The sequence below is a fragment of the Pseudoxanthomonas fibrivorans genome, from assembly GCF_041464125.1.
In the GTDB taxonomy this organism is placed as follows: Bacteria; Pseudomonadota; Gammaproteobacteria; order Xanthomonadales; family Xanthomonadaceae; genus Pseudoxanthomonas.
The window spans coordinates 32,604-59,549 of sequence record NZ_JBGNUG010000002.1; the positions used below are offsets into that span (position 1 = coordinate 32,604).

At 71.7% G+C, this 26,946-nt stretch carries 26 protein-coding genes; 23 read left to right on the forward strand and 3 right to left on the reverse strand.

Annotated features, from left to right (window positions below):
- Positions 1–4: 4 nt before the first annotated feature.
- On the reverse strand, positions 5–1,408 hold the full coding sequence (locus tag ACA089_RS13615; RefSeq protein ID WP_372017856.1) for a DcaP family trimeric outer membrane transporter: 1,404 nt from the start codon (positions 1,406–1,408) through the stop codon (positions 5–7).
- Between the two features lie 315 nt (positions 1,409–1,723).
- Here ACA089_RS13615 and acs point away from each other — a divergent pair, with 315 nt between their 5' ends.
- From acs to hslU, 19 genes are all read left to right on the forward strand, one after another.
- On the forward strand, positions 1,724–3,667 hold the full coding sequence (acs, locus tag ACA089_RS13620) for an acetate--CoA ligase (RefSeq protein WP_372017857.1): 1,944 nt from the start codon (positions 1,724–1,726) through the stop codon (positions 3,665–3,667).
- Between the two features lie 20 nt (positions 3,668–3,687).
- On the forward strand, positions 3,688–4,356 hold the full coding sequence (locus ACA089_RS13625; RefSeq protein ID WP_372017859.1) for a response regulator transcription factor: 669 nt from the start codon (positions 3,688–3,690) through the stop codon (positions 4,354–4,356).
- A 220-nt stretch (positions 4,357–4,576) separates the two neighbouring features.
- Positions 4,577–6,481 (forward strand): glucans biosynthesis glucosyltransferase MdoH, encoded by a 1,905-nt coding sequence (gene mdoH, locus ACA089_RS13630; RefSeq protein ID WP_372017861.1) that lies wholly within the window; start codon positions 4,577–4,579, stop codon positions 6,479–6,481.
- A 29-nt stretch (positions 6,482–6,510) separates the two neighbouring features.
- Positions 6,511–7,176 carry an alpha/beta hydrolase gene (locus tag ACA089_RS13635; protein WP_372018930.1) on the forward strand — a complete coding sequence of 222 codons (666 nt, stop codon included), beginning with the start codon at positions 6,511–6,513 and terminating at the stop codon, positions 7,174–7,176.
- 93 nt (positions 7,177–7,269) lie between these two features.
- Positions 7,270–7,992: a LytR/AlgR family response regulator transcription factor gene (locus ACA089_RS13640; RefSeq protein ID WP_372017862.1), complete on the forward strand. Its 723-nt coding sequence runs from the start codon at positions 7,270–7,272 to the stop codon at positions 7,990–7,992.
- Positions 7,993–8,104: 112 nt separating this feature from the next.
- A complete protein-coding gene (gene hemC / locus ACA089_RS13645) occupies positions 8,105–9,016 on the forward strand; it encodes a hydroxymethylbilane synthase (RefSeq protein WP_372017864.1) in 912 nt (303 codons plus the stop codon).
- A gap of 138 nt (positions 9,017–9,154) precedes the next feature.
- Positions 9,155–10,123 (forward strand): helix-turn-helix transcriptional regulator, encoded by a 969-nt coding sequence (locus ACA089_RS13650; protein WP_372017866.1) that lies wholly within the window; start codon positions 9,155–9,157, stop codon positions 10,121–10,123.
- Between the two features lie 106 nt (positions 10,124–10,229).
- Positions 10,230–10,562 (forward strand): hypothetical protein, encoded by a 333-nt coding sequence (locus tag ACA089_RS13655; RefSeq protein ID WP_372017868.1) that lies wholly within the window; start codon positions 10,230–10,232, stop codon positions 10,560–10,562.
- Between the two features lie 109 nt (positions 10,563–10,671).
- A complete protein-coding gene (locus ACA089_RS13660) occupies positions 10,672–12,822 on the forward strand; it encodes a prolyl oligopeptidase family serine peptidase (RefSeq protein ID WP_372017869.1) in 2,151 nt (716 codons plus the stop codon).
- An 83-nt stretch (positions 12,823–12,905) separates the two neighbouring features.
- Entirely contained in the window at positions 12,906–15,080 is a 2,175-nt protein-coding gene (locus tag ACA089_RS13665) for a S9 family peptidase (protein ID WP_372017870.1), read from the forward strand.
- A 27-nt stretch (positions 15,081–15,107) separates the two neighbouring features.
- Positions 15,108–15,521 (forward strand): YbaN family protein, encoded by a 414-nt coding sequence (locus ACA089_RS13670; RefSeq protein ID WP_372017872.1) that lies wholly within the window; start codon positions 15,108–15,110, stop codon positions 15,519–15,521.
- 46 nt (positions 15,522–15,567) lie between these two features.
- A complete protein-coding gene (gene lptM / locus ACA089_RS13675) occupies positions 15,568–15,780 on the forward strand; it encodes an LPS translocon maturation chaperone LptM (protein WP_372017874.1) in 213 nt (70 codons plus the stop codon).
- The gene (gene dapF, locus ACA089_RS13680) at positions 15,773–16,612 is read left to right on the forward strand and encodes a diaminopimelate epimerase (RefSeq protein ID WP_372017876.1); all 840 of its coding nucleotides are present in this window, start codon (positions 15,773–15,775) and stop codon (positions 16,610–16,612) included. Before lptM ends, dapF begins: the two co-directional genes overlap by 8 nt.
- On the forward strand, positions 16,609–17,301 hold the full coding sequence (locus ACA089_RS13685; RefSeq protein WP_372017878.1) for a DUF484 family protein: 693 nt from the start codon (positions 16,609–16,611) through the stop codon (positions 17,299–17,301). The genes dapF and ACA089_RS13685 overlap by 4 nt, the downstream gene beginning before the upstream one ends.
- Positions 17,302–17,371: 70 nt before the next feature.
- Positions 17,372–18,256 (forward strand): tyrosine recombinase XerC, encoded by an 885-nt coding sequence (gene xerC, locus ACA089_RS13690; RefSeq protein ID WP_372017880.1) that lies wholly within the window; start codon positions 17,372–17,374, stop codon positions 18,254–18,256.
- 36 nt (positions 18,257–18,292) lie between these two features.
- Positions 18,293–18,562 carry a DUF3079 domain-containing protein gene (locus ACA089_RS13695; protein ID WP_372017882.1) on the forward strand — a complete coding sequence of 90 codons (270 nt, stop codon included), beginning with the start codon at positions 18,293–18,295 and terminating at the stop codon, positions 18,560–18,562.
- A gap of 104 nt (positions 18,563–18,666) precedes the next feature.
- Entirely contained in the window at positions 18,667–19,137 is a 471-nt protein-coding gene (locus tag ACA089_RS13700; RefSeq protein ID WP_372017883.1) for a DUF1203 domain-containing protein, read from the forward strand.
- A 76-nt stretch (positions 19,138–19,213) separates the two neighbouring features.
- Complete coding sequence (hslV, locus tag ACA089_RS13705) at positions 19,214–19,765, forward strand: ATP-dependent protease subunit HslV (protein ID WP_372017885.1); 552 nt, start codon at positions 19,214–19,216, stop codon at positions 19,763–19,765.
- Between the two features lie 129 nt (positions 19,766–19,894).
- On the forward strand, positions 19,895–21,268 hold the full coding sequence (hslU, locus tag ACA089_RS13710; RefSeq protein ID WP_372017886.1) for an ATP-dependent protease ATPase subunit HslU: 1,374 nt from the start codon (positions 19,895–19,897) through the stop codon (positions 21,266–21,268).
- A 47-nt stretch (positions 21,269–21,315) separates the two neighbouring features.
- Here hslU and ACA089_RS13715 read toward each other — a convergent pair whose 3' ends face one another.
- Positions 21,316–21,768, reverse strand: a complete 453-nt coding sequence (locus ACA089_RS13715; protein WP_372017887.1) for a nucleoside deaminase — start codon at positions 21,766–21,768, stop codon at positions 21,316–21,318.
- Between the two features lie 93 nt (positions 21,769–21,861).
- On the opposite strand from ACA089_RS13715, the gene ubiE reads away from it, so the two are divergent.
- From ubiE to ACA089_RS13735, 4 genes are all read left to right on the forward strand, one after another.
- Entirely contained in the window at positions 21,862–22,638 is a 777-nt protein-coding gene (gene ubiE / locus ACA089_RS13720; protein ID WP_372017889.1) for a bifunctional demethylmenaquinone methyltransferase/2-methoxy-6-polyprenyl-1,4-benzoquinol methylase UbiE, read from the forward strand.
- A 175-nt stretch (positions 22,639–22,813) separates the two neighbouring features.
- A complete protein-coding gene (locus ACA089_RS13725; RefSeq protein ID WP_372017890.1) occupies positions 22,814–24,802 on the forward strand; it encodes a M1 family metallopeptidase in 1,989 nt (662 codons plus the stop codon).
- A 62-nt stretch (positions 24,803–24,864) separates the two neighbouring features.
- Positions 24,865–25,605 carry a hypothetical protein gene (locus ACA089_RS13730; protein ID WP_372017892.1) on the forward strand — a complete coding sequence of 247 codons (741 nt, stop codon included), beginning with the start codon at positions 24,865–24,867 and terminating at the stop codon, positions 25,603–25,605.
- Between the two features lie 25 nt (positions 25,606–25,630).
- Positions 25,631–25,903: a hypothetical protein gene (locus tag ACA089_RS13735; RefSeq protein WP_372017894.1), complete on the forward strand. Its 273-nt coding sequence runs from the start codon at positions 25,631–25,633 to the stop codon at positions 25,901–25,903.
- Here the strand turns inward: ACA089_RS13735 and ACA089_RS13740 are convergent.
- Positions 25,888–26,823: a carbohydrate kinase family protein gene (locus ACA089_RS13740; RefSeq protein WP_372017895.1), complete on the reverse strand. Its 936-nt coding sequence runs from the start codon at positions 26,821–26,823 to the stop codon at positions 25,888–25,890. The genes ACA089_RS13735 and ACA089_RS13740 overlap by 16 nt on opposite strands.
- Between the last annotated feature and the right edge of the window lie 123 nt (positions 26,824–26,946).

Consider the following 26,946-nt stretch of genomic DNA (forward strand, 5'->3'; position numbering starts at 1 on the left):
TCCCTCAGAAGCTGTACTTGACGTGTGTCTGGATGCGCTTCAGGTCGCCCTCGCGGTCATCCTCGAGCGAGCGCTGGCCCCAGCCGATCTCCGCACCGATGTCCAGCTTCGGGAACGGGGTGTAGATCAGGTTGGCGTGGTAGGACTGCGAGCGCTCGGTGACGCCCCAGCCCACCAGCGCGACGTCGTTGTCGAACGCCGCGGCCGAATACATCAGGTTGCCGCGCAGCTTCGGGCTGAACACGTGGCGCCAGGCGACGAAGCCGCCCCAGCCGTTCATCGCCTCGATGTCGCCGCCGGCGTCCTGCATCACGTCGCTGCCCAGACCGAACGCCATGTAGCGGCCGATGCCGCTGCCGTAGTTGGCCATCCAGCGCAGGTCGTCGCTGTCGCCCAGGTTGAACTTGCCCGAGACGCTGACCGCGCCGCCGGAATCGGTGTTGTCGCCGGACTTGAACTGGCGCAGCAGGCCGGCGACCGAGAAGTGGCCCCAGTCGCCCTTCATGTTGTAGCGGGCGGTCAGGTCCGGGACGTTGTTGTCGCCGGTGGTGGTGCGCGCGCCGGCCGCGGCCGCATTCGGCGCATAGGCCTGCATCGTGGTGTTCGGGTTCTCCAGCGCCACCGACCACGGGCCGCTGGTGTAGCGGACCTGGGCCTGGCGCACGAAGATGGTGCCGTCGGTGACGCCGACGAAGTCCACCGCGTCTGGCAGCGCCGCGGTGTCCTGGAAGTTGGACCAGGTCTGGCCGGCCAGCCAGTTGTTCCAGCTCACGTAGGCCTGGCGCAGGGTGACCGCGTAGGTGTTGGTGGCGATCTCGTTGCCGGCCAGCGCGTTGCTGCCGCCGCCGAAAAAGTCCATTTCCACGTAGCCCTTGAGCTTGTCGCCGCCCTCGGTGACATGGTCGGCGCTGAGCCAGAACCGCGAGAACTGCGCATGGAAGTCGGTGTACGGGTCGCCGCCATCGGCGCCCGGCCCGCCGACCGGGATCGTGGCCGGCACGTAGAACATGCGCCCGGACGAGCCGTCGGCGATGCGGCCGTCGCTGGTGTCGGTGGTCATCGCGTCGAGCTTGATGAAACCGCCGTAGGTGAACACCGTGCCCGGGTTGGCCGCCGGGGTGATCGTGGTGGCCTGGATCGGCTGCTTGCCGGCCGGGGCGGCCGTGGCCGGGGCCGCGGCCTGCGCCGTCTGCACCTGGGTGACCTGTTCCTGGGTGGTGCTGATCTGCGACTGCTGTTGCTGCTGGGTGGACACCAGCAGCTGCACCTGGCGCTCGAGCTCGGCCACGCGCGCCTCCAGCGCCTTTTCGCGCGCGGTCTGCGCGAACGCCATGCCCGGTGCGACCAGTGCCACCAGCAACGCGGCGGCCAGCGGCCGTCGCACCAGCCTGGATGGATGCTTGTTCATTGCCCCTCTCCTCCCTCGTTGTGGTGACGGGTACCGCGTATCGACGCGCTGCCCGCGCGCAGCCGTTGGCCGGAGACTGCGGTGGGCAGCCGGGGGCGCCTATTCGCCATTAGTCGAAGCCCGCGGCGCGGACGCGTGGATGCCCGCCACTGCGCGGCCGCCGCGCCGCCCGGCGGCGCACGGGGGCCGATGCCTTCGACCAAGGTCTTAGCCGCGCTGTTGCAATGCGTCACGGTGGATGCGTCAAACTGTCCGTCCAGTAACGGGCGGCGGCGCAGGCGCGGCCGTCCCCGGCATCTTGAGGAGGGAGAAGCCATGTCCGACCTGTATCCGGTCAAGCCCGAATTCGCCGCGCGCGCGCGGATCGGCAGGGACGAGTACCAGCACCTGTACGCCGAATCGGTGCGCGACCCGGAGGGCTTCTGGCGCAAGGCCGCCGACCGGCTGGACTGGTTCCGCAAGCCGTCCAGGATCAGGGACGTCAGCTACGCCCTGGACGACTTCCGCATCCGCTGGTTCGAGGACGGCGAGCTCAACGCCTCGGTCAACTGCCTGGACCGGCAGCTGGCCACGCGTGGCGACAAGACCGCGCTGCTGTTCGAGCCCGACGACCCCTCGCAACCGGCCCAGAAGGTCAGCTACCGCGAGCTGTACGAGCGCGTCTGCCGGCTCGGCAACGCGCTGCGCAACCTCGGCGTGGAGAAGGGCGACCGGGTCACGATCTACCTGCCGATGGTCCCCGACGCGGTGGTGGCGATGCTGGCGTGCGCCCGCATCGGCGCGATCCACTCGGTGGTGTTCGGCGGCTTCGCCCCCAACTCGATCGCCGACCGGGTCGCCGACTGCGGCAGCAAGCTGGTGATCACCGCCGACGAAGGCCTGCGCGGCTCGAAGAAGATCCCGCTCAAGGCCAACGTCGACGCCGCGCTGAAGCTGCCGGGCACCCACTCCGTGGAGACCGTGCTGGTCGTGCGCCACACCGGCGGCGCGGTGGACATGCAGGCGCCGCGCGACCGCTGGTTCCACGACGTGGTCGACGGCCAGCCGGCCGAATGCGAGCCGGAGCGGATGAACGCCGAGGACCCGCTGTTCATCCTCTACACCTCCGGATCCACGGGCAAGCCCAAGGGCGTGCTGCACACCACCGGCGGCTACCTGCTGTACGCGGCCTACACCCACGAGGCGGTGTTCGACCTGCGCGAGGACGACGTCTACTGGTGCACCGCCGACGTGGGCTGGGTCACCGGCCACAGCTACATCGTCTACGGGCCCCTCGCCAACGGCGCCACCTCGCTGGTGTTCGAGGGCGTGCCCAACTGGCCCAGCGTCTCGCGCTTCTGGGAAGTGATCGACAAGCACCAGGTCACCATCTTCTACACCGCACCGACCGCGATCCGCGCGCTCATGCGCGAGGGCGAGGCGCCGGTGAAGAAGACCTCGCGCAGCTCGCTGCGGCTGCTCGGCAGCGTCGGCGAGCCGATCAACCCGGAGGCGTGGCGCTGGTACTACGAGGTGGTCGGCGACAGCCGCTGCCCGGTGGTGGACACCTGGTGGCAGACCGAGACCGGCGGCATCCTGATCTCGCCGCTGCCCGGGGCCACCGACCTCAAGCCCGGCTCGGCGACGCTGCCGTTCTTCGGCGTGCAGCCGGCGCTGGTCGACGCCAACGGCGAGCGCCTGGAAGGCGCGGCCGAGGGCAACCTGGTCCTGCTCGATTCCTGGCCCGGGCAGATGCGCACGGTCTACGGCGACCACCAGCGCTTCATCGACACCTATTTCCGCACCTATCCCGGCACCTATTTCACCGGTGACGGTTGCCGCCGCGACGCCGACGGCTACTACTGGATCACCGGCCGGGTCGACGACGTGATCAACGTCTCCGGCCACCGCATCGGCACCGCCGAGGTGGAGAGCGCGCTGGTGCTGCACCCGAAGGTCGCCGAGGCGGCGGTGGTCGGCTTCCCGCACGACATCAAGGGCCAGGGCATCTACGCCTACGTCACCCTCAAGGCCGGCGAGGCGCAGAGCGACGAGCTGCAGAAGGAGCTGGTCGCGTGGGTGCGCAAGGAGATCGGCCCGATCGCGACCCCCGACCACCTGCAGTGGGCGCCGGGCCTGCCGAAGACCCGCTCGGGCAAGATCATGCGCCGGATCCTGCGCAAGATCGCCGAGAACGCCCCGGACCAGCTCGGCGACACCTCGACCCTGGCCGACCCGACCGTGGTCGAGTCGCTGGTCAACGAACGCAAGGTGAAATGAAGCCGCGGGACGGCGCCGACATGTCCACGATCCTCATCGCCGACGACCACCCGCTGTTCCGCGAGGCCCTGCGCGGCGCGGTGCAGCGGATCCTGCCGGGGGCGACCCTGCACGAGGCCGACAGCGTGGATGCGCTGTACGGGCTGGTCGAGGCGCATGCCGACGCCGACCTGCTGCTGATGGACCTCAACATGCCCGGCGCGCACGGCTTCAGCGCACTGGTGCACCTGCGCGCGCTGCATCCGCAGCTGCCGGTGGTGGTGGTCTCCGCGCGCGAGGAGCCGGCGGTGATGCGGCGCGCGCTGGACCACGGCGCGCTCGGCTTCATCCCCAAGAGCGCGGACTCCGAGACCATCGGCGAGGCGGTCGGGCAGGTGCTGGACGGCGAGCGCTGGGCGCCGGCCGCCGCCGCCGCGGCGCCGGCGATGGACCGCGACGAGCAGGCCGTGGCGCAGCGCCTGCGCGAGCTGACGCCGCAGCAGTTCAAGGTGCTGCAGATGCTCGGCGAAGGCCGGCTCAACAAGCAGATCGCCTGGGACCTGGGCGTGTCGGAGGCGACGATCAAGGCCCACGTGACCGCGGTGCTGCGCAAGCTCGGGGTCAACAACCGCACCCAGGCCGTGCTCATGGCCGGACGCCTGGCGGTGGACCCGGACGGGGTGGTGCCGCCGCCGGAAGAGGTCGAGTAGCCGGGACCGCCACGGGTGCGGCCGCGGGTGGCGGCATGGAAGCGGTTTCCGTCTAAACCGGCCCGAACCGCCCGCCGTACCCCCTTGCCGCGAGGGCGGTGACGCGCCGCACAATAGCGGGTCTGCGAACCGCCGGCCCATGGGGCCGGTTCCTCGCGCTCCGGAGAACCCGCGTGGTGCCAGCTTCCGAACGTTCCGCCGGCCCGCGGGCCCTGCGGTCATGACGGCGACTCCGGACCACGCCACGCGCCAGTCGGCATGGCTTCCCGCCGGCGAGTCGCCGCTGCCGATGCCGGGCCAGACCCTGCGCACCGGCCGGCTGACCGGTCCACGCCTCGCCACCTCGCCGCGCGGGATCGGCTGGCGCCGCCTGTTCGTGGTCGGCGGCACCGCCGCGCTGACCGTGCTGGCCGCGATGGGCATGCTGCAGGTCTTGCGGGTGGGCGGCCTGAGCGTGCTCGATGGCGTGCTGCTGGTCCTGTTCGTGGCGCTGTTCGCGTGGATCGCGCTGTCGAGCGTGAGCGCGGCCTGCGGCTTCGTCCTGCTGCTGGCCGGACGCGCCAACGTGCTGGGCATCGATCCGGATGCGCCGCTGCCGGTGGTAGGCGCGCGTACCGCGCTGCTGATGCCGACCTACCACGAGGACCCGGCGCGGATCATGGCCGGCCTGCAGGCGGTGTACGAATCGGTGGCCGCGACCGGGCAGATCGGCGCGTTCGACTTCTTCGTGCTCAGCGACAGCCGCCGCGAGGAGGTCGCCGGGGCCGAGCTGCGCGAGTTCGCCGCGCTGCTCGAGCGCACCGGCGGCCACGGCCGCCTGTTCTACCGGCGGCGCACCGACAATACCGGGCGCAAGGCCGGCAACATCGCCGAATGGGTGCAGCGCTTCGGTGGCGCCTACCCGCAGATGCTGATCCTCGACGCCGACAGCGTGATGAGCGGCGCCACCCTGGTGCGGCTGGCCTCGGCGCTGGAGCGCAATCCGGGCGTGGGCGTGCTCCAGACCCTGCCGCGGGTGGTCAACGGCCAGACCCTGTTCGCGCGGATGCAGCAGTTCGGCGGCCACGTCTACGGCGCGGTGATCGCGCGCGGCGTGACCTGGTGGCACGGCAGCGAGGGCAACTACTGGGGCCACAACGCGATGCTGCGCACCCGCGCCTTCGCCGACCACGCCGGCCTGCCGGAACTTCCCGGCCGCAAGCCGTTCGGCGGCCATATCCTCAGCCACGACTTCGTCGAGGCGGCGCTGATGCGCCGCGGCGGCTGGGCGATCCACCTGGTGCCGCAGCTGGACGGCAGCTACGAGGAGGGCCCGCCCTCGCTCACCGACCTGCTGGTGCGCGACCGCCGCTGGTGCCAGGGCAACCTGCAGCACGGCAAGGTGGTCGGCAGCGCCGGCCTGCACTGGATCAGCCGCACCCACATGCTGGTCGGCATCGGCCACTACTTCACCGCGCCGATGTGGGCGATGCTGATGCTGGTCGGCCTGGCGATCCCGCTGTACCGCTCGGACCTGGTCTGGGATGGCTTCCAGCTGCAGGGGTTCTCGCCGCTGGCCTACTGGCGCGCGGCCGACGCCGAGCGCGTGGCCTGGCTGTTCGCCGCGACCATGGGCGTGCTGTTCGCGCCGAAGGTATTCGGCTACATCGCCACGGTGGTGGACGCCGATGCGCGCCGCGGTGCCGGCGGCGCGCTGCGGGCCCTGGCTGGCGTGCTGGTCGAGAGCGTGCTGGCCGCGCTGATGGCGCCGATCGTGATGTACCGGCAGTCGCGCGGCGTGGCCGAGGTGCTGGCCGGCCGCGATTCGGGCTGGGAGGCGCAGCGCCGCGACGATGGCAGCGTGCCGTTCTGGAGCCTGGTCCAGAGCTACGCCGGGCTGAGCCTGTTCGGCGCCTTCATGGGCCTGCTGGCCTGGGCGGTGTCGCCCGGCCTGGCGCTGTGGATGGCGCCGGTGGTGGTGGGCATGGTGCTGGCGATCCCGACCGTCTGGATCACCTCCGCGCGCACGCCCGGGCGCTGGCTGCGCCGGCACCGGGTGCTGTGCATCCCCGAGGAGCTGGATCCGCCGCCGGTGCTGCGCCGCGCCGCCGAACTGCGCGCGGCGGCATTGCAGCCGCAGGCATAATGCCGGCGGTTCCTCGAAAAGGGATGGCCATGCTGCTGGAGTGTGTCGAACAGGAAACCGGTGCCTCGCCGGCGTGGACGGTGCTGTGGCTGCATGGCCTGGGGGCGGACGGCCATGACTTCGCCCCGATCGTGCCCGAACTGGTGCGGCCCCACTGGCCGGCGCTGCGCTTCGTGTTCCCGCACGCACCGGTGCGCCCGGTGACGATCAACAACGGCATGCGCATGCGTGCCTGGTACGACATCGTGGGCATGGACTTCGCCACGCGCGCCGAGGCCGCGGGCATCGAGGAATCGGTGGCGCAGGTGGAGGCGCTGGTCGCACGCGAGGTCGAACGCGGCATCCCGCCGTCGCGGATCGTCCTGGCCGGCTTCTCGCAGGGCGGCGCCATCGCCCTGGCCACCGGCCTGCGCCGGCGCGAGCCGCTGGCCGGCCTGGTCGCCCTGTCGACCTACCTGCCGGGGGGCGCCGCCGTCGCCGGCCAGCGCCATGCCAACGCCGTCGCCCAGCCGGTGTTCTTCGCCCATGGCGACAGCGACCCGGTGATCCCGGTGCAGTACGGCCAGGCCAGTGCGCAGATGCTGGAGCGTGCCGGCTTCGAAGTGCGCTGGCAGCGGTATCCGATGGCCCACCAGGTCTGCGCGGAGGAAATCGCCGACCTGGGCGACTGGCTCGGGCAGCGACTGGCCGGCTGACGGGATCCCCCCGGTTCCGGGCCGCGGCCGGAACGGGTGACGGTGGACGGGAGCGGCGGCTACTATGCCGCGGAGTTCACGCCCCGCGGACGCATGAGCCTGAGACTGGTGATCGCAGACGATGAGCCGCTGGCGCGCGAGCGGCTGCGGATGCTGCTTGCCGACGAGCCGGGCGTGGACGTGGTGGCCGAGGCCGGCGACGGGCAGCAGGTGCTCGACGCCTGCGCCGTGCACCGGCCGCACGCGGTGCTGCTCGACATTTCCATGCCGGGCATCGACGGGCTGGAAACCGCGCGCCGCCTGGCCGCCGACAGCCCGCCCACCGCGGTGGTGTTCTGCACCGCCTACGACGCGCACGCGCTGTCGGCCTTCGAGGCGGCTGCGCTCGACTACCTGGTCAAGCCGGTCCGCCCCGAGCGCCTGTCCGCCGCGCTGGAACGGGTGCGCACGTTCCTGGCCGGGAGGCCCGCCGGGGGCAGCGCCCGCCGCAACCACCTCTGCGCCCGCCTGCGGGGCAGCCTGCGGCTGATCCCGCTGGAGGAGGTGCGCTACCTGCAGGCCGAGGAAAAGTACGTGGTCGTGCACCATGCGCGCGGCGAGGACCTGATCGAGGAATCGCTCAAGTCGCTGGAGGACGAGTTCGCCGAGCGCTTCGTCCGCATCCACCGCAACTGCCTGGTCGCGCGCCAGGAGCTGGTCGAACTGCGCCGGGGCGCCGATGGCCACGTGCAGGCGGTGCTGCGCAGCGGTGGCGCGCCGCTGGAAGTGAGCCGGCGCTGCGTGCCCTGGCTGCGCCAGACCCTGCGCCACCTCTGAGCCGGGCAGCCACGCCAGCCGGCCGTCGCCGCGCGGGCGCAACGGCGGAGATCGGCCTGGCGCGCGGGATCGCCGGCCGGCGCGGCGCGCGCCGATCCCGGATAATGCGCCGATGGACACTCCCCTGCGCATCGCCACCCGCAAGAGCCCGCTCGCCCTGTGGCAGAGCGAACACGTCGCCGCGCGGCTGCGCGCCGCCCACCCGGGCCTCGAGGTCGTGCTGGTGCCGATGAGCACCCGCGGCGACGAGCAGCTGGACCGCTCGCTCGCGGCGATCGGCGGCAAGGGGCTGTTCCTGAAGGAGCTCGAACTGGCCATGCAGCGCGGCGAGGCCGACTGCGCGGTGCATTCGCTGAAGGACGTGCCGATGGAGCTGGAGCCGGGCTTCGCGCTCGCCGCGGTGCTGGAGCGCGCCGACCCGGCCGATGCGTTCGTCAGCAATGCCTTCGATGGGATCGACGCGCTGCCGCGCGGCGCGGTGGTCGGCACGTCGTCGCTGCGCCGCCAGGCGCAGCTGCGTGCCCGCCGACCAGACCTGCAGCTGCGCGACCTGCGCGGCAACGTCAACACGCGCCTGGCCCGGCTCGACGCCGGCGAGTACGACGCGATCGTCCTGGCCTGCGCCGGCCTGCAGCGCCTGGGACTGGACGCGCGCATCCGCGCACGGCTGGCGCCGCCGGCCTGGCTGCCGGCGCCGGCGCAGGCGGTGGTGGCGGTGGAAACCCTGGCCGGCGACGCGCGCACCGCCGCGCGGATGGCGGTGCTCGAGCATGGCCCCACCCGGACCCGGATCGAGGCCGAACGCGCGCTCAACCGCGCGCTGCATGGCAGCTGCCATGTGCCGGTCGCGGCGTACGCCCAAATCGAAGGCGAGCGGCTGCGGCTGGATGCGTGGGTGGGCTCGGCGGCCGACGGCAGCGGGGTGGCGGCCGCGGGCGAGGGACCGGCCTCCGCGCCGCAGGCGCTGGGCGGTTCGGTCGCCGCCGACCTGCTGGCGCGCGGCGCGGCGCGTTTCCTGGGGTGACGTCCCGCGCGCGGCCCGGTGGCGGCCGTGGCCTGCCGCCGCGGGCCCGGCCGACCCGCCACCCGCCACGGTGGCGGGGGATGGCCGGGGTCGCAGGCGGCCGTCGCCGCGTCCCCGCAACCGCGCCATAATCCGGGCATGGACCGCTACGAACGCATCAACGCGCTGCACCGCATCCTCAAGGCGGCGCGCTACCCGGTCACGGTGCCGCGCCTGCAGGAGGAACTCGGCTGCTCGCGCGCCACGGTGTACCGCGACCTCGCGTTCCTGCGCGACGCGCTGATGGCGCCGGTGGAGGGCGACGGCGAGGCGGGCTTCCGCTACGCCGCCACCGAAAGCGACCGCTTCGAGCTTCCCGGCCTGTGGCTGAGTTCGGAAGAACTCCACGCGCTGCTGGCCTCGCAGCAGCTGTTGCGCCGCACCGGCGGCGGGGTGCTGTCCACCGTGCTGGCGCCGCTGCAGCAGCGGATCGAGGGCCTGCTCGCGGCCCAGGCCGGCGCCAGCCAGTGGCCGGTGGACCGCGTGCGGGTCATCCCGCACCGCGGCCGGCGCCTGGACGAAGCCAGTTTCCGGACCGTCGCCTCGGCCGTGCTGGAAAGGCGCCGGATCGCGTTCGAATACCGCGCCCGCTCCACCGACGAGACCACCCGCCGCAAGGTGTCGCCGCAGCGCATCACCCACTATCGCGACAACTGGTATCTCGATGCCTGGGACCATGAGCGCGAGGCGCTGCGCAGCTTCGCCGTCGACCGCGTGAGCCAGGCCCGGCTGCTGGACGACGCGGCCCAGGACGTGGAGGAGGGCGTGCTCGACCAGCACCTGGCCTCCAGCTACGGCATCTTCTCCGGCGAGCCCAAGGGCTGGGCGACGATCGTGTTCAGCCCGAAGGTCGCGCGCTGGGTCGCCGACGAGCACTGGCATTCGAAGCAGCAGGGCCGGTTCCTGGCCGATGGCCGCTACGAGCTCAAGCTGCCCTACAGCGTGCCGCGCGAGCTGCTGATGGACGTCCTGCACTACGGCGCCGACGCGGAGATCGTCGAGCCGGCGATGCTGCGCGAGCAGGCGAAATCGCTGCTGGCGCTCGCGCTGGCGCAGTACGACCGCTGACGCCGGCGGGCGACCGCCGCCGCGACGGGGGGCGGCGTTCCGCTGATCGCAGCCCGTGAGATGCGCCCCGCGCAGGCTGCGGCTCCCAACCCAAGGAGCCGCCGCCATGCCGACCTGGTCGCCCACCCGCGCCGCCCTCGCCCTGTCCCTGCCCGGCCACCGGCCCGATCCGGCGCTGGAGGCGCTGCTGCGGCGCTGGCTGCTGCTGGGCCTGCTCGCGGTCGCCCTGGTCCCGGCCCTGCGCGGGTCCAGCGCGTGGCTCGGCTGGTGGCCGATGTGGCTGGTGGCGATGCCCGCGGTGGCCTGGTGGGCGCTGCACCGCTTCCGGCTGCCGGCCCGCCTGAAGGCAGGCCTGGGCCGTCGGTCGCGGCGGGGTGCGCAGGCGCGGCGGCGGGCGCGCAGGACCCCGGCCGCCGCGGTGTTGCCGCGCGCGGCGTGATATCCCGCGGCCCCGGCCGGCCCGGCGGGCCTGACCATCGGCAGGGGAGCCGCGCGCGGGGCCTGTGCTAGCGTCCCCGGTCTGTCCGACCGCATTCCGGAGCCGCTTGATGTCCCGTTTCGCCCAGGCCTGCCTGTTCGCTGGCCTCATCGCCGCCGGTGCGGCCCACGCCCAGGAGCCCGCCGTGGCCGACGACCCGTACCAGTGGCTCGAGGACGTCACCGGCGACAAGCCGCTGGACTGGGTCCGCGCGCAGAACGCCCGGACCGACGCCGCGCTGGCGTCGAGCGCCGCGTTCAAGAGCACCGAGGCGGGGATCCGCGAAGTGCTCGATTCCGACGCCAAGATCCCCTTCGTGCAGAAGATGGGCGGCTACTACTACAACTTCTGGAAGGACCGGAACCACGAGCGCGGCATCTGGCGCCGGACCACGCTGGAGGAATTCCGCAAGCCCGCGCCGGCCTGGGAAACCATCATCGACCTCGACGCCCTGAACAGGGCCGAGGGCGAGAACTGGGTCTGGCACGGCGCCGAGTGCCTGCGCCCGGACTACCGCCACTGCCTGGTCGCGCTGTCGCGCGGCGGCGCGGACGCCGACGTCACCCGCGAGTTCGACCTGTCGACCAGGCGCTGGGTCGAGGACGGCTTCTTCCGTCCGGAGGCCAAGGGCGGCCTGGGCTGGATCGACCGCGACACCGTCTACGTCTACACCGACTTCGGCGCCGGCTCGATGACCGAGTCCGGCTACCCGCGCGTGGTCAAGCGCTGGAAGCGCGGCACCCCGCTGGCCGCCGCGCAGGTGGTGTACGAGGGCAAGGCCGACGACATGTACATCGCCGCCGGCCACGACGACACGCCCGGCTACGAGCGCGACTTCGTCACCCGCACCCTGGCGTTCTACAACGACGAGCTGTACCTGGTCGCCAAGGACGGCGCGCTGGTCAAGGTGGACGTGCCCAATTCGGCGCAGAAGTCGGTCCAGCGCCAGTGGCTGGCGCTGGAACTGCGCGAGCCATGGACCGTCGGCGGCAAGACCTACAAGGCCGGCTCGTTCATCGTCGCCGACTTCGACGGGTTCATGGCCGGCGAGCGCGCGTTCGACGTGCTGTTCGAACCGGACGCGAGCACCTCGCTGGCCGGCGCGACGCTGACCCGCAACCACGTCGTGCTCAACGTGTTCGATGACGTCAAGAACCGCATCAGCGTGCTGACCCACGGCGCCGGCGGCTGGAAGGCGCAGCCGCTGCAGCTGGGCGGCGAGGCGATCGGCACCACCAGCGTCAGCGCGGTGGACGCCGACGAGAGCGACCTGCTGTGGGTCACCACCACCAGCTACCTGACCCCGACCACGCTGCTGCTCGCCGACGCGTCCGCGCCTGCGGCCGAGGCCCAGGCGCTGAAGGCGATGCCGGCGTTCTTCGACGCATCGAAGGACACCGTCGAACAGCATTTCGCGACCTCGAAGGACGGCACCCGCGTCCCGTACTTCCTGGTGCGGCCGAAGGGACTGAAGGCCGATGGCCGCAACCCGACCCTGCTGTACGGCTACGGCGGCTTCGAGATCCCGATGGTGCCCGGCTATTCCGGCGGCCTGGGCCGCTCGTGGCTGGACAAGGGCGGCGTGTACGTCGTCGCCAACATCCGCGGCGGCGGCGAGTACGGCCCGCGCTGGCACCAGGCTGCGCTGAAGGCCAACCGGCACAAGGCCTACGAGGACTTCGCCGCGGTGGCGCAGGACCTGTTCAAGCGCGGCATCACCTCGCCGGCGCACCTGGGCGCGCAGGGTGGCAGCAACGGCGGCCTGCTGATGGGCAACATGCTCACCCAGTACCCGGACCTGTTCGGCGCGATCGTGGTGCAGGTGCCGCTGCTGGACATGAAGCGCTACAACAAGCTGCTGGCCGGCGCCTCGTGGATGGCCGAGTACGGCGACCCGGACACCGACGACTGGTCGTTCATCCAGGGCTTCTCGCCGTACCACCTGTTCGATCCGGCGAAAAAGTACCCGCCGGTGCTGTTCACCACCTCCACCCGCGACGACCGCGTCCATCCCGGACATGCCCGCAAGATGGCCGCGCGGATGATCGAGGCCGGCAAGGACGTGACCTACTACGAGAACATCGAGGGCGGGCACGGCGGCGCGGCCAACAACGCCCAGGCCGCGCACATGTCGGCGCTGGCCTACCGCTTCCTGTGGGAGCGGCTGTCCGGCGGCGAAGGCGCGCCGGCCGGCGCGGCCAACGGCACCATCGGCAAGTGACGAAACCGCGCCCCCGGTCCCCCGGGGGCGCTTTCCTTGCATGGCCTGGAATCTCTTGGAATCGGCCTGACCGGACCCCATCGATGAAACTCCACCTTCCGCTGCTCGCCCTGCTGATGACCCTGCCGCCCACCGCCCCCGCCGCCCCGACTCCGCCCGACGCCGCGCGCACGCCGCATGCGGTCACCGCGCCGTTCGGCGCCAGCCGCGACGACGAGTACTACTGGCTGCGCGACGACGACCGCAAGGCGCCGGCGATGCTGGCCTACCTCGAGGCGGAGAACGCGTACACCGACGCGGTGATGGCGCCGCTCAAGCCGCTGCAGGACAAGCTCTACGGGGAGATCGTCGGCCGCATCAAGCAGGACGACAGCTCGGTGCCGTACCGCGAGCGGGGCTGGTGGTACTACTCGCGCTTCGAGGTCGGCAAGGACTATCCGGTGCACGCGCGCCGCCAGGACGGGCCAGGCGTGGACGCGCTGTCGATCCAGGCCGCCAACGCGCGCGGCGACTTCGCCGGCGAGCAGGTGCTGCTGGACGTCAACGCGATGGCCGCGGGCAAGGGCTATTTCAGCGTCGGCGACTACGCGGTCAGCCAGGACAACCGGATCCTGGCCTGGGCCGACGACGACGTCGGCCGCCGCCAGTACACGGTCCGCTTCCGCGACCTCGGGACCGGCGAGGTCTATCCCGAAACCATCGGCGGCGTCTCGCCCAACATCGTCTGGGCCGACGACAACCGCACGCTTTTCTACGTCGAGAACGACCCGGACACGCTGCTCACGGTGCGGGTGAAGAAGCACGTGCTCGGAACGCCCGCCGCGCAGGACGCGCTGGTCTACGAGGAGCACGACGACAGCTTCTACATGGGCATCGGCCGCACCCGGGACGACCACTTCATCACCATCGGCGTGGACAGCACGGTGGCCTCGGAGCTGCGCTACGCGCCGGCCTCCGATCCGCGCGAGTTCACCGTGCTGGCCAAGCGCCAGCGCGACGTCGAATACGACGCCGACCACCTCGGCGGGCGCTGGGTGATCCGGACCAACGCGCCCGGCGCGGACGGCAAGGCGGCGACCAATTTCAAGCTCGTCACCGCCCCCAGCAACGCCACCTCGCGCGCGCAGTGGAGCGACTGGCTGGCGCACGACCCGTCGGTGTTCATCGAGGACGTCGAGCTGTTCGACGGCTTCACCGCGGTGGCCGAGCGGTCCGGAGGGCTGGAGCGGATCCGCCTGCTCAAGAACGACGGCAGCGAACAGTACGTCGGCGCCGACGAACCGGCCTATTCGATGGGCCTGTCGGTCAACGCCGAGCACGCCACGCCATGGCTGCGCTACGGCTACACCTCGCTGGCCACACCGGCGACCACCTACGAGCTCAACGTCGCCACCGGCGAGCGGCGGCTGCTCAAGCAGCAGCCGGTGCCCGGCTACGATCCGTCGAAGTACGTGACCGAGCGGGTGTGGGTGACGGCGCGCGACGGGGCCAAGGTCCCGGTCTCGCTGGTCTACCGCAAGGGCTTCGAGAAGAACGGCACCGCACCGCTGTTCCAGTACGCCTATGGCAGCTACGGCATCTCGATGGACCCGGGCTTCAACGGGCCGGTGGTCAGCCTGCTCGACCGCGGCGTGGTCTATGCGATCGCGCACATCCGCGGTGGCCAGGAAATGGGCCGCCAGTGGTACGAGGACGGCAAGCTGCTGAAGAAGCAGAACACGTTCAACGACTTTGTCGACGTGACCCGCGAGCTGGTCAGGCAGGGTTACGCCGCGCCGGGGCGCGTGGCCGCCTCGGGCGGCAGCGCCGGCGGCCTGCTGATGGGCGCGGTGGCCAACCAGGCGCCCGCCGACTACCGGGTGATGGTGGCCCAGGTCCCGTTCGTGGACGTGGTCACGACCATGCTCGACGAATCCATTCCGCTGACCACCAACGAGTACGACGAGTGGGGCAACCCGGCGCAGAAGCCGTTCTACGACTACATGCTGTCCTACTCGCCCTACGACAACGTCAGGGCGCAGGAGTACCCCGCGCTGTTCGTCGGCACCGGCCTGTGGGATTCGCAGGTGCAGTACTGGGAACCGGCCAAGTGGGTGGCGAAGCTGCGCGACGTCAACACCGGCACCCATCCGGTGGTGTTCCGCACCAACATGGAGGCCGGGCACGGCGGCAAGTCCGGCCGCTTCCAGCGCTTCCGCGAGCAGGCCGAGTACTACGCCTTCGTCCTCGACCAGCTGGGCGTGGCCGATACCCGCTGAGCGCGGCTGCGCCTATGATCGGCGCCGATGGGTGACCGCGAGCGCAACCGCTTCCGCTGGGCATGGTGGCTGCTGGCCTACCTGAGCCTGGGCGTGGGCATCGTCGGCGTCTTCGTGCCGGGCCTGCCGACGACCGTGTTCGTGATCATCGCCGCCTGGGCCGCCACGCGCGGCTCGGCGCGGCTGGAGCAGCGCCTGCTCGCGCACCCGCAATTCGGCCCGGTGATCCGCGCCTGGCGCCAGGACCGCGCGGTGCCGCGCCGGGCCAAGTGGGCGGCCACCTGGACCATGCTCGCCTGCGCGGCGGTGCTGCTGGGGGTGATGGTGGCCGTGCCCTCGCATCGTGGCTGGATGGTGGCGGTGCCGATCGGCTGCATGCTGGTGGTCGGCACCTGGCTGTGGCTGCGGCCCGAGCCGCGCGGGGACGGCCCGGCGCCGTGACGGCCGCGCGCACGGCCATGCGCCGGTGCCTCGCTATACTCGCCCGATGAAGACCACGACCCTGCTCGCCGCCTCCGTTTCCGTCCTGCTGCTGGCTGCCTGCGGCAACAAGGGCCCGCTGGTGATGCCGCAGAAGCCGGTACCGGTGGAAGAGCCCGCCCCGGCCGCGCCGGCCGATCCCGCCGAGCCGGCCGAACCGGCCGACACCGGAACGCCGCCCGAGCCCGCCACCGCGCCGGCGGACGCCACGGATGGCTGAGCGCCTGCGTTTCAGCAAGATGCACGGGGCGGGGAACGATTTCGTCGTCGTCGACCTGCGCGACGGCACGCCGCCCCCCGATGCCGCGCTCGCGGCGCGGCTGGCCGATCGCCACCGCGGGATCGGCTGCGACCAGATCCTGACCATCGAGCCGCCGCGCAGCGCCCGCGCGGTCGCCGCGTACGGCATCTGGAACGCCGACGGCAGCCCCTCGGGCCAGTGCGGCAACGGCGCGCGCTGCGTGGCTGCCTGGCTGGTGCGCGACGGCGTCGCTTCGGGCGCGCGCTTCGTGGTCGACAGCCCGGTGGGCACGCACGAGGTGGACGACCTCGGCGACGGCCGCTTCGCGATCGCGATGGGCGTGCCGCGCTTCGACCCGGCCGACGTCCCGCTGGCCGGCTTCCACGCCGCGCAGCCGGAGTACGTGCTCGACCTGGAGGGCGCACGCGTCGCCTTCGGCGCGGTGTCGATGGGCAACCCGCACGCGGTGGTCGAGGTGGCCGACGTGGGATCCGCCGACGTGGCCCGGCTCGGCGCGGCGGTGCAGCGCTCGCCGGCGTTCCCGCAGTCGGTGAACGTCGGGTTTGCCCAGGTGCTGGCGCCGGACCACGTACGCCTGCGCGTGTACGAGCGCGGCGTCGGCGAGACCCTGGCCTGCGGCAGCGGCGCCTGCGCGGCGGTGGCGGCGCTGGTGCGTCGCGGCCGGATCGCGCGCGAGGCGACCGTGTCGCTGCCCGGCGGCGACCTGCGCATCCGCTGGCCGGACGACGGCGCGGAAGTCATCATGGCCGGACCGGCGGCATTCGTATTCGAAGGGGAATGGCAGGCATGAGCGACCAGCTCCAGGACAAGCACGGGCAGGACAAGCTGGGTGCGCACGAGGTCGCGGCGTGGCTGCGCCGGCATCCGGGTTTCCTCAAGCAGTTCCCCGACCTGGCCCTGAGCCTGGTGGTGCCGCGCGACGACGGCCGCACCGCCTCGCTGGCCAGCTACCAGCTGGAAGTGCTGCGCGACAAGAACCGCGAGCTGTCGCGGCGCCTGGCAGAGCTGTCGGCCAACGCCCAGGTCAACGAGCGGCTGGCGGTGCGCACCCACCAGCTGACCCTGTCGCTGATGCGCGAGGACAACTACGCCGATACCCTGCGGGCGATGGCCGCCTCGCTGGCGGAGGACTTCAGCGGCGACCTGGTGCGGATCGTCTCGTTCCGCCCGGTGGCCGGCATGGAAGACGCCGAATGGCTGCAGGTGCGCGGCGAGGGCGAGCCGGAGCTGGCGCCCTTCCGCGACGCGCTGCGCGATGGCGAGCCGCTGTGCGGGCGCCTGCAGGCGGAGAAGAATGCGGTGCTGTACGGGCTCCGCCAGGAGGAGGTCCAGTCCAGCGCGCTGCTCCCGCTGACTGGCGTGGGCCTGGTTGCCGTCGGCAGCCACGACGGCAACCGCTTCTACCCGGGCATGGGCACGCTGTTCCTGCGGATGATGGGCGAGTCGCTGGTGGTGGCGCTGCAGCGTTTCGCCGACTGACCCGGGCCCGTTCGCGGCGCGCGCGTTTTGCGCGCATCATCCGCTCCATGCACGTCCCCGCCCGCCGCCGATGACCGGCATCGACGCCTTCCTCGAGCACCTGAGGGTGGAGCGGGCCGTGTCCGCGCACACCTTGGACGCGTACCGGCGCGACCTGGACGCACTGGCGGGATGGGCCCAGGCGAATGGCGCCGACGAGCCGGCACGGCTGGACGCCGCCCGCCTGCGCGAGTTCGTGGCGGCCGAGCATCGCCGGGGACTGTCGCCGAAGAGCCTGCAGCGGCGGTTGTCCGCTTGCCGCAGCTACTACGCCTGGCTGCTCAGGAACGGCGCGATCCCGGCCAGCCCCGCCGCCGGCCTGCGTGCGCCGAAGGCGCCGCGACGGCTGCCGCAGGTGCTGGATGTCGACGAGGCGGTGCGCCTGGTCGAAGTGCCGACCGACGCGCCGCTGGGCCTGCGCGACCGCGCGCTGCTCGAACTGTTCTATTCCTCCGGCCTGCGCCTGAGCGAACTGTGCGCGCTGCGCTGGCGCGACCTGCACCTGGACGCGGGCCTGGTCACGGTGCTCGGCAAGGGCGGCAAGCAGCGCAGCGTACCGGTCGGCTCGCATGCGCGCCGCGCGCTGGAGGAATGGCGCGCATCCACCGGCGCCGGCAGCGATGCGTTCGTGTTCCCGGGCCGTGGCGACGGCCCGATCAGCCAGCGCGCGGTGCAGATCCGGATCCGCCAGCTGGCCGCGCGCCAGGGGCTGTTCAAGCACGTGCACCCGCACATGCTGCGGCACAGCTTCGCCAGCCACGTGCTCGAATCCTCCGGCGACCTGCGCGGCGTGCAGGAGCTGCTCGGCCATGCCGACATCGCCACCACCCAGATCTACACGCACCTGGATTTCCAGCACCTGGCCAAGGTCTACGACGCGGCGCACCCACGCGCGAAGCGCAAGGGTGGCGGCTGAACGAAGCCGGTACGCACAGCCTGAATAGGCGTCGACTTGCGCTGGATCAGGGCGGTCACCGCCTGCGCGAAGCATCCTGCTAGCCAGTTGGCAGAGGCGTATGTCGTGGCGAGGCCGTTTCCACTGAATCCCAAACATCCCGAGCGGATCTGCTGGGGCTGCGACCGCTACTGCGCGGACGACGCGCTGGCCTGCGGGAACGGTTCGGGCCGGGTCATGCATCCGGCCGAAACCCAGGGCGAGGACTGGTACCTGGCGTGGGGCATCGAGCCTGATCCGCGACGACCGAAACACGCCGCGCTCTAGGCGTGCGCCGTCGCCCCCGCGCCGCGCTGCCATGTCCGGATGTGGCGAGCGCCGGTGCGAAGGTGCGGCGAACCTGCGGATCTCCATTCCGCAGGAGCTTCCGCATGCCTTCGTTCCGCCTCGCCGGCCTGGATCCGGCGCCGTTCGCACCGCTGTTCCTGCTCGATGACGCGCAGCTGGCCGTGCGCGGAATCGCCCGCCGCTTCGCCGATGCCGACCGCGGCTTTCCCTGCCGCGTCGGCCTGGAGGACGCACGCCGTGGCGACGAACTGCTGCTGCTGCCGTACGGGCACCAGCCGGCGCTGTCGCCGTACCGCGCGTGCGGGCCGGTCTTCGTCCGCCGCGATGCGCGCCGCCGCGTGCTGGCGCCGGGCGACGTGCCGCCGTACGTGGCCGACCGGCTGATCTCACTGCGTGCCTACGATGCCGCGCACCTGATGGTCGATGCCGAGGTGCGCGAGGGCGGCGCGGTCGGCGCCTGGCTGGAAGACGCCTTCGGGCGCAGCGAGGTCGCCTACGTCCACCTGCACAACGCCCGGCGCGGCTGCTATTCCTGCCTGGCCGAGCGCGCCTGAACACCGCCCGCGGGCAGGAGGCTTGATCGGTGCCGGGCCTGTCCCCATGTCGTGCGGACAAGCTTCCGGAGGCCGCATGGACCCCAGCCAGAACCCGAACGTGTTCCACGCCACCACCATCATTTCCGTGCGCCGCGACGGCAAGGTCGCCGTGGCCGGCGATGGCCAGGTCACCCTGGGCCACACGGTGATGAAGGGCAACGCGCGCAAGGTGCGCCGCCTGGGCCGCGACGGCCAGGTGCTGGCCGGGTTCGCCGGCGCCGCCGCCGACGCGTTCACCCTGTTCGAGCTGTTCGAGGCCAAGCTCGAGAAGCACGGACAGCTGCAACGCGCCGCCGTGGAGCTGGCCAAGGACTGGCGCACCGAGCGCCGCTACGGGAAGCTCGAGGCGCTGCTGGCGGTGGCCGACAGGGAAACCTCGCTGATCATCAGCGGCACCGGCGACGTGATCGAACCGGAAGACGGGATCATCGCGATCGGCTCCGGCGGCTCCTACGCCCTGTCGGCGGCGCGCGCCCTGCTGGCGCACACGCCGATGGACGCACGGTCGATCGCCGTGGAAGCGCTGAACATCGCCGGCGACATCTGCATCTACACCAACCGCAACGTCGTCATCGAACAACTCTGACGAGGCGCCGGCGCATGCGCGCCGCCGCGCCAGCGATTCCCGCACCGATGGCGGTCCGGGGCCGCGACTCCCACACACCGCCGCTTCGCGGCCGCCCCTGGCCCAGGGGCCTTCCCCAGTGAGCACCCCATGCCGCAGATCGATTCCACCTCCTCCACCATGACCCCGCGCGAGATCGTGCAGGAGCTGGACCGGCACATCGTCGGCCAGCAGCAGGCCAAGCGCGCGGTCGCCATCGCATTGCGCAACCGCTGGCGGCGCATGCAGCTGCAGCCGGAGCTGCGCAACGAGGTGATGCCGAAGAACATCCTGATGATCGGCCCGACCGGCGTGGGCAAGACCGAGATCGCGCGGCGGCTGGCGACGCTGGCGAATGCCCCCTTCGTCAAGGTCGAGGCGACCCGGTTCACCGAGGTCGGCTACGTCGGCAAGGACGTCGAGCAGATCGTGCGCGACCTGGCCGATACCGCGGTGAAGATGTACCGAGAGCAGGCCAAGGCGAAGGTGCGCCTGCAGGCCGAGGAACGCGCCGAGGAGCGGATCCTCGATGCGCTGCTGCCGCGCCGCGCGCCGGCCATGGGCTTCGACCCGGAAGCGCGGGCCGAGGTGCAGGTGTCCGGCCCCGAGGATGCGACCCGCGCCAAGTTCAGGAAGATGCTCCGCGCCGGCGAGCTGGACGAGCGCGAGATCGAGCTCGAGCTCGCCGCCAGCGCGGGCGTGGACATCATGACCCCGCCGGGCATGGAGGAGATGGGCCAGCAGCTGCGGCAGATGTTCGCCAACCTCGGCGGCGGCAAGACCCACAGGCGCAGCGTGGCGATCAAGGCCGCGCGCCCGCTGCTGGTGGAGGAGGAAGCGGGCCGGCTGGTGAACGAGGACGACGTGCGCGCCCAGGCGATCGAGGCCTGCGAGCAGCACGGCATCGTCTTCATCGACGAGATCGACAAGGTCGCCAAGCGCGGCGACACGGCCGGCGGCGGCGACGTCAGCCGCGAGGGCGTCCAGCGCGACCTGCTGCCGCTGGTGGAGGGCTCCAATGTCTCCACCAAGTACGGCACGGTGAAGACCGACCACATCCTGTTCATCGCCTCCGGCGCGTTCCACCTGGCCAAGCCGAGCGACCTGATCCCCGAGCTGCAGGGCCGCTTCCCGATCCGGGTGGAGCTGTCGGCGCTGAGCAAGGACGACTTCGTCCGCATCCTGACCGAGCCCAGGGCCGCGCTGACCCGCCAGTACGTGGAGCTGATGGCGACCGAAGGGGTGAAGCTGGAGTTCACCCCGGATGCGGTCGACCGGCTCGCCGAGATCGCCGCGCAGGTGAACGAGCGCCAGGAGAACATCGGCGCCCGCCGCCTGCATACCGTGCTCGAGCGCCTGCTCGATGCCCTCAGCTACGAGGCGCCCGACCGCGACGGCCAGGCCGTCACCGTCGACCGCGCCTACGTCGACGCGCACCTGGGCGAGCTGGTCCAGGATCCGGACCTGAGCCGCTACATCCTCTGATCTGGGCGAAGCCCGCGCCCCGGCCGGGGCGCGGCGACCGTGGCGGCTCAGTCCACGCCGATGTCCTCGTTCCAGACGCCCGGGTTGGCGGCGATCCAGTCGCCGAGCATCGACATGCATTCCGGGTCGGCGAGGTCGACCACCTCGACCCCGTGCTCGCGCAGCCATTCGTGGCCACCGCAGAAGTTGGCCGACTCGCCCATCACCACCGTGCCGATGCCGAACTGGCGCACCAGGCCGCTGCAGTACCAGCACGGGGACAGCGTGGTGACCATGATCGTGTCGCGGTAGGAGCGTTGCCGGCCGGCCTTGCGGAACGCGTCGGTCTCGCCGTGCACGGACGGGTCGCCCTCCTGCACGCGGCGGTTGTGGCCGCGGCCGAGCAGGGTGCCGTCGCGTGCGAACAGTGCCGCGCCGATCGGGATGCCGCCCTCGGCCAGCCCCTGGCGGGCTTCCTCCACGGCGACGGCGAGCATGGCGCGGTAGTCGGGAGCGGTCATGGCGGGTCCTGCGCGATGGCGCTCCAGTCTGCCTGCGCCAGGCCGGCGATGCACCTTCAGGCCGGGCGCGGCCGGCGGTGCCATAATCGGCGCATGAGCAGCGCACACGACAAGCCGTCCCCCTACGACACCGGCACCACCCATTTCGGCTTCCGCGACGTCCCCGCGGGCGACAAGCAGAAGCTGGTCGGCGAGGTGTTCACCTCGGTCGCCGGCAAGTACGACCTGATGAACGACCTGATGAGCCTCGGCATCCACCGGGTCTGGAAGCGCTATTTCGTCGCGACCTGCCAGGTGAAGCCGGGCGACCGCGTGCTCGACCTGGCCGGCGGCACCGGCGACATCGCCGCGCTGCTGAAGCCGCGGGTGGGGCCTGCGGGGACGATCGTGCTCGGCGACATCAACGCCGGCATGCTCTCGGTCGGCCGCGACCGGATGACCGACCGCGGCCTCGTCTCCGGTCTGGACTACGTGCAGTGCAACGCCGAGAAGCTGCCGTTCCCGGATGCCAGTTTCGACCTGGTGACCATGGCCTTCGGCCTGCGCAACGTCACCGACAAGGACGCGGCGTTGCGCGAGATCGCGCGCGTGCTGCGCGTGGGCGGCCAGGCGCGGGTGCTGGAGTTCTCCGAAGTCCAGGCCGAGTGGTTCAGGCCGCTCTACGACTTCCACTCGTTCAAGGTGCTGCCGAAGCTCGGCAGCCTGTTCGCCGGCGACCCCGGCAGCTACCAGTACCTGGCCGAGAGCATCCGCAAGCACCCGCCCCAGGCGCAGCTGCAGGCGATGATGGAGGAGGCGGGGCTTTCGCGCTGCAGCCACGTCAACCTCAGCGGCGGGATCGTGGCGGTGCATACCGGCTACCGGGTCTGAGCCGGCGCGGGCCGCGCGCGCGCCGGCCCGCTTCCCGGCCATGCCGGGGCTTGCGCGCCACGCCGCGGTGCTGAACTGTCGCCAGCGGGGGAGGCGTGCCGGACCCGCCAGGCCGCGGAAGGGACCGGGGCGCGGTTAAACTGCGCCCCATCCCAGTTCCGAGCGGCACCCTCGCATGCGCCTTTCCCTGCTGTTCTCCCTCGCCATGGTCGCCGCCGCCGGTGGCTGCTCCGGCGACACCGCCCCGGCCGACTCCCAGCCCGCCGCCAAGCCCGCCAAGGCCGCCGCCGCGTCGGCGCGCCGCCACGACGAAAGCTCCTACGCCGAGCCGGACAAGGTCCGGATCACCGACCTGGCGCTGGACCTGGCGCTGGACTTCGACCAGAAGCAGCTGGCCGGCACTGCCACCTATACCCTGGACTGGACCGACCCGAAGGCCACCCGCCTGGTGCTGGACACCCGCGAACTGGCCATCCAGAAGGTCGAGGGCCAGGCCGACGGCGCCTGGGCGCCGCTGCAGTTCGCCCTGGCCGACGCCGACCCGGTGTTCGGCAGCAAGCTGACCATCGAGGCTCCGCAGCGCAACGCGCAGGTCCGCGTCACCTACCGCACCGCGCCGACCGCCTCGGGCCTGCAGTGGCTGGAGCCGTCGATGACCGAAGGCAAGCAGCTGCCCTTCATGTTCAGCCAGTCGCAGGCGATCCACGCCCGCAGCTGGGTGCCGCTGCAGGACACGCCGAGCGTGCGCTTCACCTACAGCGCGCACGTCAGCAGCCGGCCGGACGTGATGGTGCTGATGAGCGCCGACAACGATCCCGCCGCCGTGCGCGACGGCGACTACAGCTTCAAGATGCCGCAGCCGATCCCCTCGTACCTGCTGGCCATCGCCGCGGGCGACCTGGTGTTCAAGCCGATCTCCGAGCGCAGCGGCGTGTGGGCCGAGCCGGCGATGGTCGACCGGGCGACCGCGGAGTTCGCCGACACCGAGCAGATGATCGCGACCACCGAGAAGCTCTACGGCCCATACCGCTGGGAGCGCTACGACATGCTGGTGCTGCCGCCGTCGTTCCCGTTCGGCGGCATGGAGAACCCGCGGCTGAGCTTCATCACCCCGACGGTGATCGTGGGCGACAAGTCGCTGGTCTCGCTGATCGCCCACGAGCTGGCGCACAGCTGGTCGGGCAACCTGGTGACCAACGCCAGCTGGAAGGACATCTGGCTCAACGAGGGCTTCACCACCTACGTGCAGGGCCGGATCACCGAGGCGCTGTACGGCGCCGAGATGGCGGAGATGGAGCGCCAGATCGACCAGGCCGGGGTGAAGAAGGACATGGCCGGCATGAGCCCGGCCGACCAGGCGCTGATGCTGCCGGCGCTGACCGAACGCGACCCGGACGAGGCGCTGAGCGAGGTCGCCTACGTCAAGGGCTCGTGGTTCCTGCAGTTCCTGGAGCAGCGCTTCGGCCGCGAGGTGTTCGATCCGTTCCTGCGCGGCTGGTTCGACGACCACGCCTTCCAGAGCGCGGACAGCGACCAGTTCGTCGCCTACCTGAAGAAGCACCTGCTGCCGAAGAATCCGAACGCGGTGCGTCCGGAGGAGCTGGATGCGTGGCTCAACCAGCCGGGCATCCCCGCCTTCGCGCCGCCGGCGCAGTCGCGCACGTTCTCGAACGTGGACACCGCGCGCATTGCCTGGCGCGGCAGCGCGCTGCTGCCCAACGCGCAGATCACCAGCGAGTGGGGCACCCAGGCCTGGGTGCACTTCCTGGAAGGGATGGGCGACACGCTCAAGCCCGAGCAGCTGGCCCAGCTCGACGCCGCCTACAAGTTCACCGGCACGGCCAACGGCGAGATCGCGATGCGCTGGTATCCGCTGGCGCTGCGCAGCGGCTACCTGGAAGCGCGCCCGGCCGCCGGCGAGTTCATCGAGCGCGTCGGCCGCCGCAAGCTGATCATGCCGATCTACGAGGAGCTGGTGAAAACGCCGGACGGCCTGGCCTTCGCGCATGAGGCGTTCGCCCGCGCGCGTCCGGGCTACCACCCGATCACCACCGCTTCGGTCGAGGCGCTGCTGCAGCGGGCCGACAAGGCCGCCGGAGCGGCCGCTCCGACCGCTCCGGCGCCCGCGGCCGATGCGCCCGCCGGGCAGGCGGCTCCGCAATGACCCATCCAGGCGCGCCGGCTCGACCGGCGCGCTTCCTTTCCGCATCCGTAAGGAGCGCGTCGATGCACCGCACCCGTTCCCGCCTGGCCCTCCCGGCGCTGATGTGCGCCGCCATGCTGCTCGGCACCGCCTGCACCGACCGCGAAGCGCAGCGCCAGGCACAGGCCGCCGCCGAGGCGCAGGCGAAGGAACAGGCTGCCGCCAGGCTGCAGGGCGAATACGACGCGGCCGTGGCCGCCAACAACTGGGAGCTGGCGCGCGTGCACGGCGCCGCGTTGCTGGCCCAGTATCCGGGCACGCCCGCGGCGACCGCGATCGAGGCGTCGCTCGCCGACGTCACCGCCAGGGCCGAGGCCGCGCGCGAGCAGCGCCGGCTGGCCGCGCTGTGGAACTACGCGCGCGTGGCCGCGGGCAAGGGCGAGCAGCGTTCGGCGGCGATCTTCAGCAAGGCGCCGGTCGACACCGGCGGCGCGGCGCCGGCGACCGTGCAGCTGGTGATCCGCGACCATCCGGAATGGAAGCGCAGCGCCTACCTGGTGCTGGAAGGCGGGGATTTCGACTGCTACGGCGGCTGCAAGGTCAAGGTCGCCTTCGACGACGCGCCCGCCAGGCCGATGTCCGCGTGGCGGCCGAAGACCGACGAGGCCATCGCCATGTTCATCGAGGACTACCGCGGCCTGTGGAAGCAGATGCGCAAGGCGCAGGTGCTCGAGGTCGAGTTCCCGGTGAAGGCCGGTGGCACCCGCACCGCGCTGTTCGAGGTCGGCGGCCTGGACGGCGGGCAGATGCCGGGCTGGGACTGAGCCGCCCGGGCGTGCGCCGGCCGCGATGAACCTCGACTACCTCGTCGTCGGCGTGGCCAGTGCGCTGGCCATCGCCCTGCATGTCGCGCTGTTCGTCCTGTTCCGGCGCTGGATGGACCGCGACCTGGCGCTGTCCTTCGCCGGCGGAGACCCGCGCAAGCGGGCGTGGATGCTGGCGCGGCTGGGACGCGCCAGGCGCGAGCGGGTCAGGCGGCGCGACCTGCCGGCATGGCTGGAGCGGCAGGCGGCAGGCTACGGCGGTGAGGCGGGCGGCCGGCCCGCTCAGGACAGCGAGTAGCCGAACTGCTGCTTGAACTGGTCGTTGAACTCGGCGAAGTCGAAGCGCTGGTTCTGGGTGCCCGGATGCTCGACCTTGAGCGCGCCCATCAGGTTGCCCATGCGGCCGATGGTCAGCCAGTCGTAGCCCTTGTCGATGCCGAAGATCAGGCCGGCGCGGAACGCGTCGCCGCAGCCGGTCGGGTCGACCACGCGGCGCTCGTGCGCCGGCGGCACGTCGTAGGTCTGTTCGGGGGTATGCACCAGCGCGCCGCGCGGGCCCTGGGTGGTGATGTAGGCCTTGACCCGGGAGACGATCTCGCGGTCGTTCCAGCCGGTGCGTTCCTGCAGCAGGTTGGACTCGTAGTCGTTCACGACCACGTAGTCGGCCTGCTCGATGAACCGCCGCAGCTCCTGGCCGTTGAACAGCGGCATGGCCTGGCCCGGGTCGAAGATGAACGGCACGCCCATTTCCTGGAATTCGACCGCGTTCTGGAGCATGCCCTCGCGGCCGTCCGGGCCCACCAGGCCCAGGGTGACCCCGGGCACGTCGCGCGCGTGGTTCTCGTAGGAGCGCATCATCGCGCCCGGGTGGAAGGCGGTGATCTGGTTGTTGTCGTGGTCGGTGGTGATGAACGCCTGCGGGGTGAACAGCTCCTCGATCACCTTGACCCGCGACAGGTCGATGCCCAGCGCCTGGAAATGCTCCCGGTAGGGGCCGAAATCCGAGCCGACGGTGCCCATCGGCACTGGGGTGCCGCCGAGCAGGTGCAGGTTGTAGGCGATGTTGCCGGCGCAGCCGCCGAACTCGCGGCGCATCCGCGGCACCAGGAACGACACGTTCAGGATGTGGACCTTGTCCGGCAGGATGTGGTTCTTGAACTGGTCCGGGAACACCATGATGGTGTCGTAGGCGAGGGAACCACAGATCAGGGTGGACATCGTCGGGCTGCTCGGGAGGCGCGGCGGGCGGGCGAGGGGGCGCTGACGGCGCGCGGACGGGACGCGGCGCATCCCGGCACCACGGCGCCGCGGTGCAGAGGTTACCGGCTGCGTTCCTGCGCG

Bases quoted from the DNA above. Each gene is read 5' to 3' on its own strand.
- ACA089_RS13740 (WP_372017895.1), bottom strand. From the start codon at position 26,823: ATGTCCACCCTGATCTGTGGTTCCCTCGCCTACGACACCATCATGGTG.
- ACA089_RS13655 (WP_372017868.1), top strand. From the start codon at position 10,230: ATGCCGACCTGGTCGCCCACCCGCGCCGCCCTCGCCCTGTCCCTGCCC.
- ACA089_RS13650 (WP_372017866.1), top strand. From the start codon at position 9,155: ATGGACCGCTACGAACGCATCAACGCGCTGCACCGCATCCTCAAGGCG.
- ACA089_RS13715 (WP_372017887.1), bottom strand. From the start codon at position 21,768: ATGACCGCTCCCGACTACCGCGCCATGCTCGCCGTCGCCGTGGAGGAA.
- xerC (WP_372017880.1), top strand. From the start codon at position 17,372: ATGACCGGCATCGACGCCTTCCTCGAGCACCTGAGGGTGGAGCGGGCC.
- lptM (WP_372017874.1), top strand. From the start codon at position 15,568: ATGAAGACCACGACCCTGCTCGCCGCCTCCGTTTCCGTCCTGCTGCTG.
- ACA089_RS13625 (WP_372017859.1), top strand. From the start codon at position 3,688: ATGTCCACGATCCTCATCGCCGACGACCACCCGCTGTTCCGCGAGGCC.
- hslU (WP_372017886.1), top strand. From the start codon at position 19,895: ATGCCGCAGATCGATTCCACCTCCTCCACCATGACCCCGCGCGAGATC.
- ACA089_RS13660 (WP_372017869.1), top strand. From the start codon at position 10,672: ATGTCCCGTTTCGCCCAGGCCTGCCTGTTCGCTGGCCTCATCGCCGCC.
- ACA089_RS13685 (WP_372017878.1), top strand. From the start codon at position 16,609: ATGAGCGACCAGCTCCAGGACAAGCACGGGCAGGACAAGCTGGGTGCG.
- ACA089_RS13725 (WP_372017890.1), top strand. From the start codon at position 22,814: ATGCGCCTTTCCCTGCTGTTCTCCCTCGCCATGGTCGCCGCCGCCGGT.
- ACA089_RS13670 (WP_372017872.1), top strand. From the start codon at position 15,108: ATGGGTGACCGCGAGCGCAACCGCTTCCGCTGGGCATGGTGGCTGCTG.
- acs (WP_372017857.1), top strand. From the start codon at position 1,724: ATGTCCGACCTGTATCCGGTCAAGCCCGAATTCGCCGCGCGCGCGCGG.
- hemC (WP_372017864.1), top strand. From the start codon at position 8,105: ATGGACACTCCCCTGCGCATCGCCACCCGCAAGAGCCCGCTCGCCCTG.
- ubiE (WP_372017889.1), top strand. From the start codon at position 21,862: ATGAGCAGCGCACACGACAAGCCGTCCCCCTACGACACCGGCACCACC.
- ACA089_RS13635 (WP_372018930.1), top strand. From the start codon at position 6,511: ATGCTGCTGGAGTGTGTCGAACAGGAAACCGGTGCCTCGCCGGCGTGG.
- ACA089_RS13665 (WP_372017870.1), top strand. From the start codon at position 12,906: ATGAAACTCCACCTTCCGCTGCTCGCCCTGCTGATGACCCTGCCGCCC.
- ACA089_RS13700 (WP_372017883.1), top strand. From the start codon at position 18,667: ATGCCTTCGTTCCGCCTCGCCGGCCTGGATCCGGCGCCGTTCGCACCG.
- hslV (WP_372017885.1), top strand. From the start codon at position 19,214: ATGGACCCCAGCCAGAACCCGAACGTGTTCCACGCCACCACCATCATT.
- ACA089_RS13615 (WP_372017856.1), bottom strand. From the start codon at position 1,408: ATGAACAAGCATCCATCCAGGCTGGTGCGACGGCCGCTGGCCGCCGCG.
- ACA089_RS13640 (WP_372017862.1), top strand. From the start codon at position 7,270: ATGAGCCTGAGACTGGTGATCGCAGACGATGAGCCGCTGGCGCGCGAG.
- mdoH (WP_372017861.1), top strand. From the start codon at position 4,577: ATGACGGCGACTCCGGACCACGCCACGCGCCAGTCGGCATGGCTTCCC.
- ACA089_RS13730 (WP_372017892.1), top strand. From the start codon at position 24,865: ATGCACCGCACCCGTTCCCGCCTGGCCCTCCCGGCGCTGATGTGCGCC.
- dapF (WP_372017876.1), top strand. From the start codon at position 15,773: ATGGCTGAGCGCCTGCGTTTCAGCAAGATGCACGGGGCGGGGAACGAT.
- ACA089_RS13735 (WP_372017894.1), top strand. From the start codon at position 25,631: ATGAACCTCGACTACCTCGTCGTCGGCGTGGCCAGTGCGCTGGCCATC.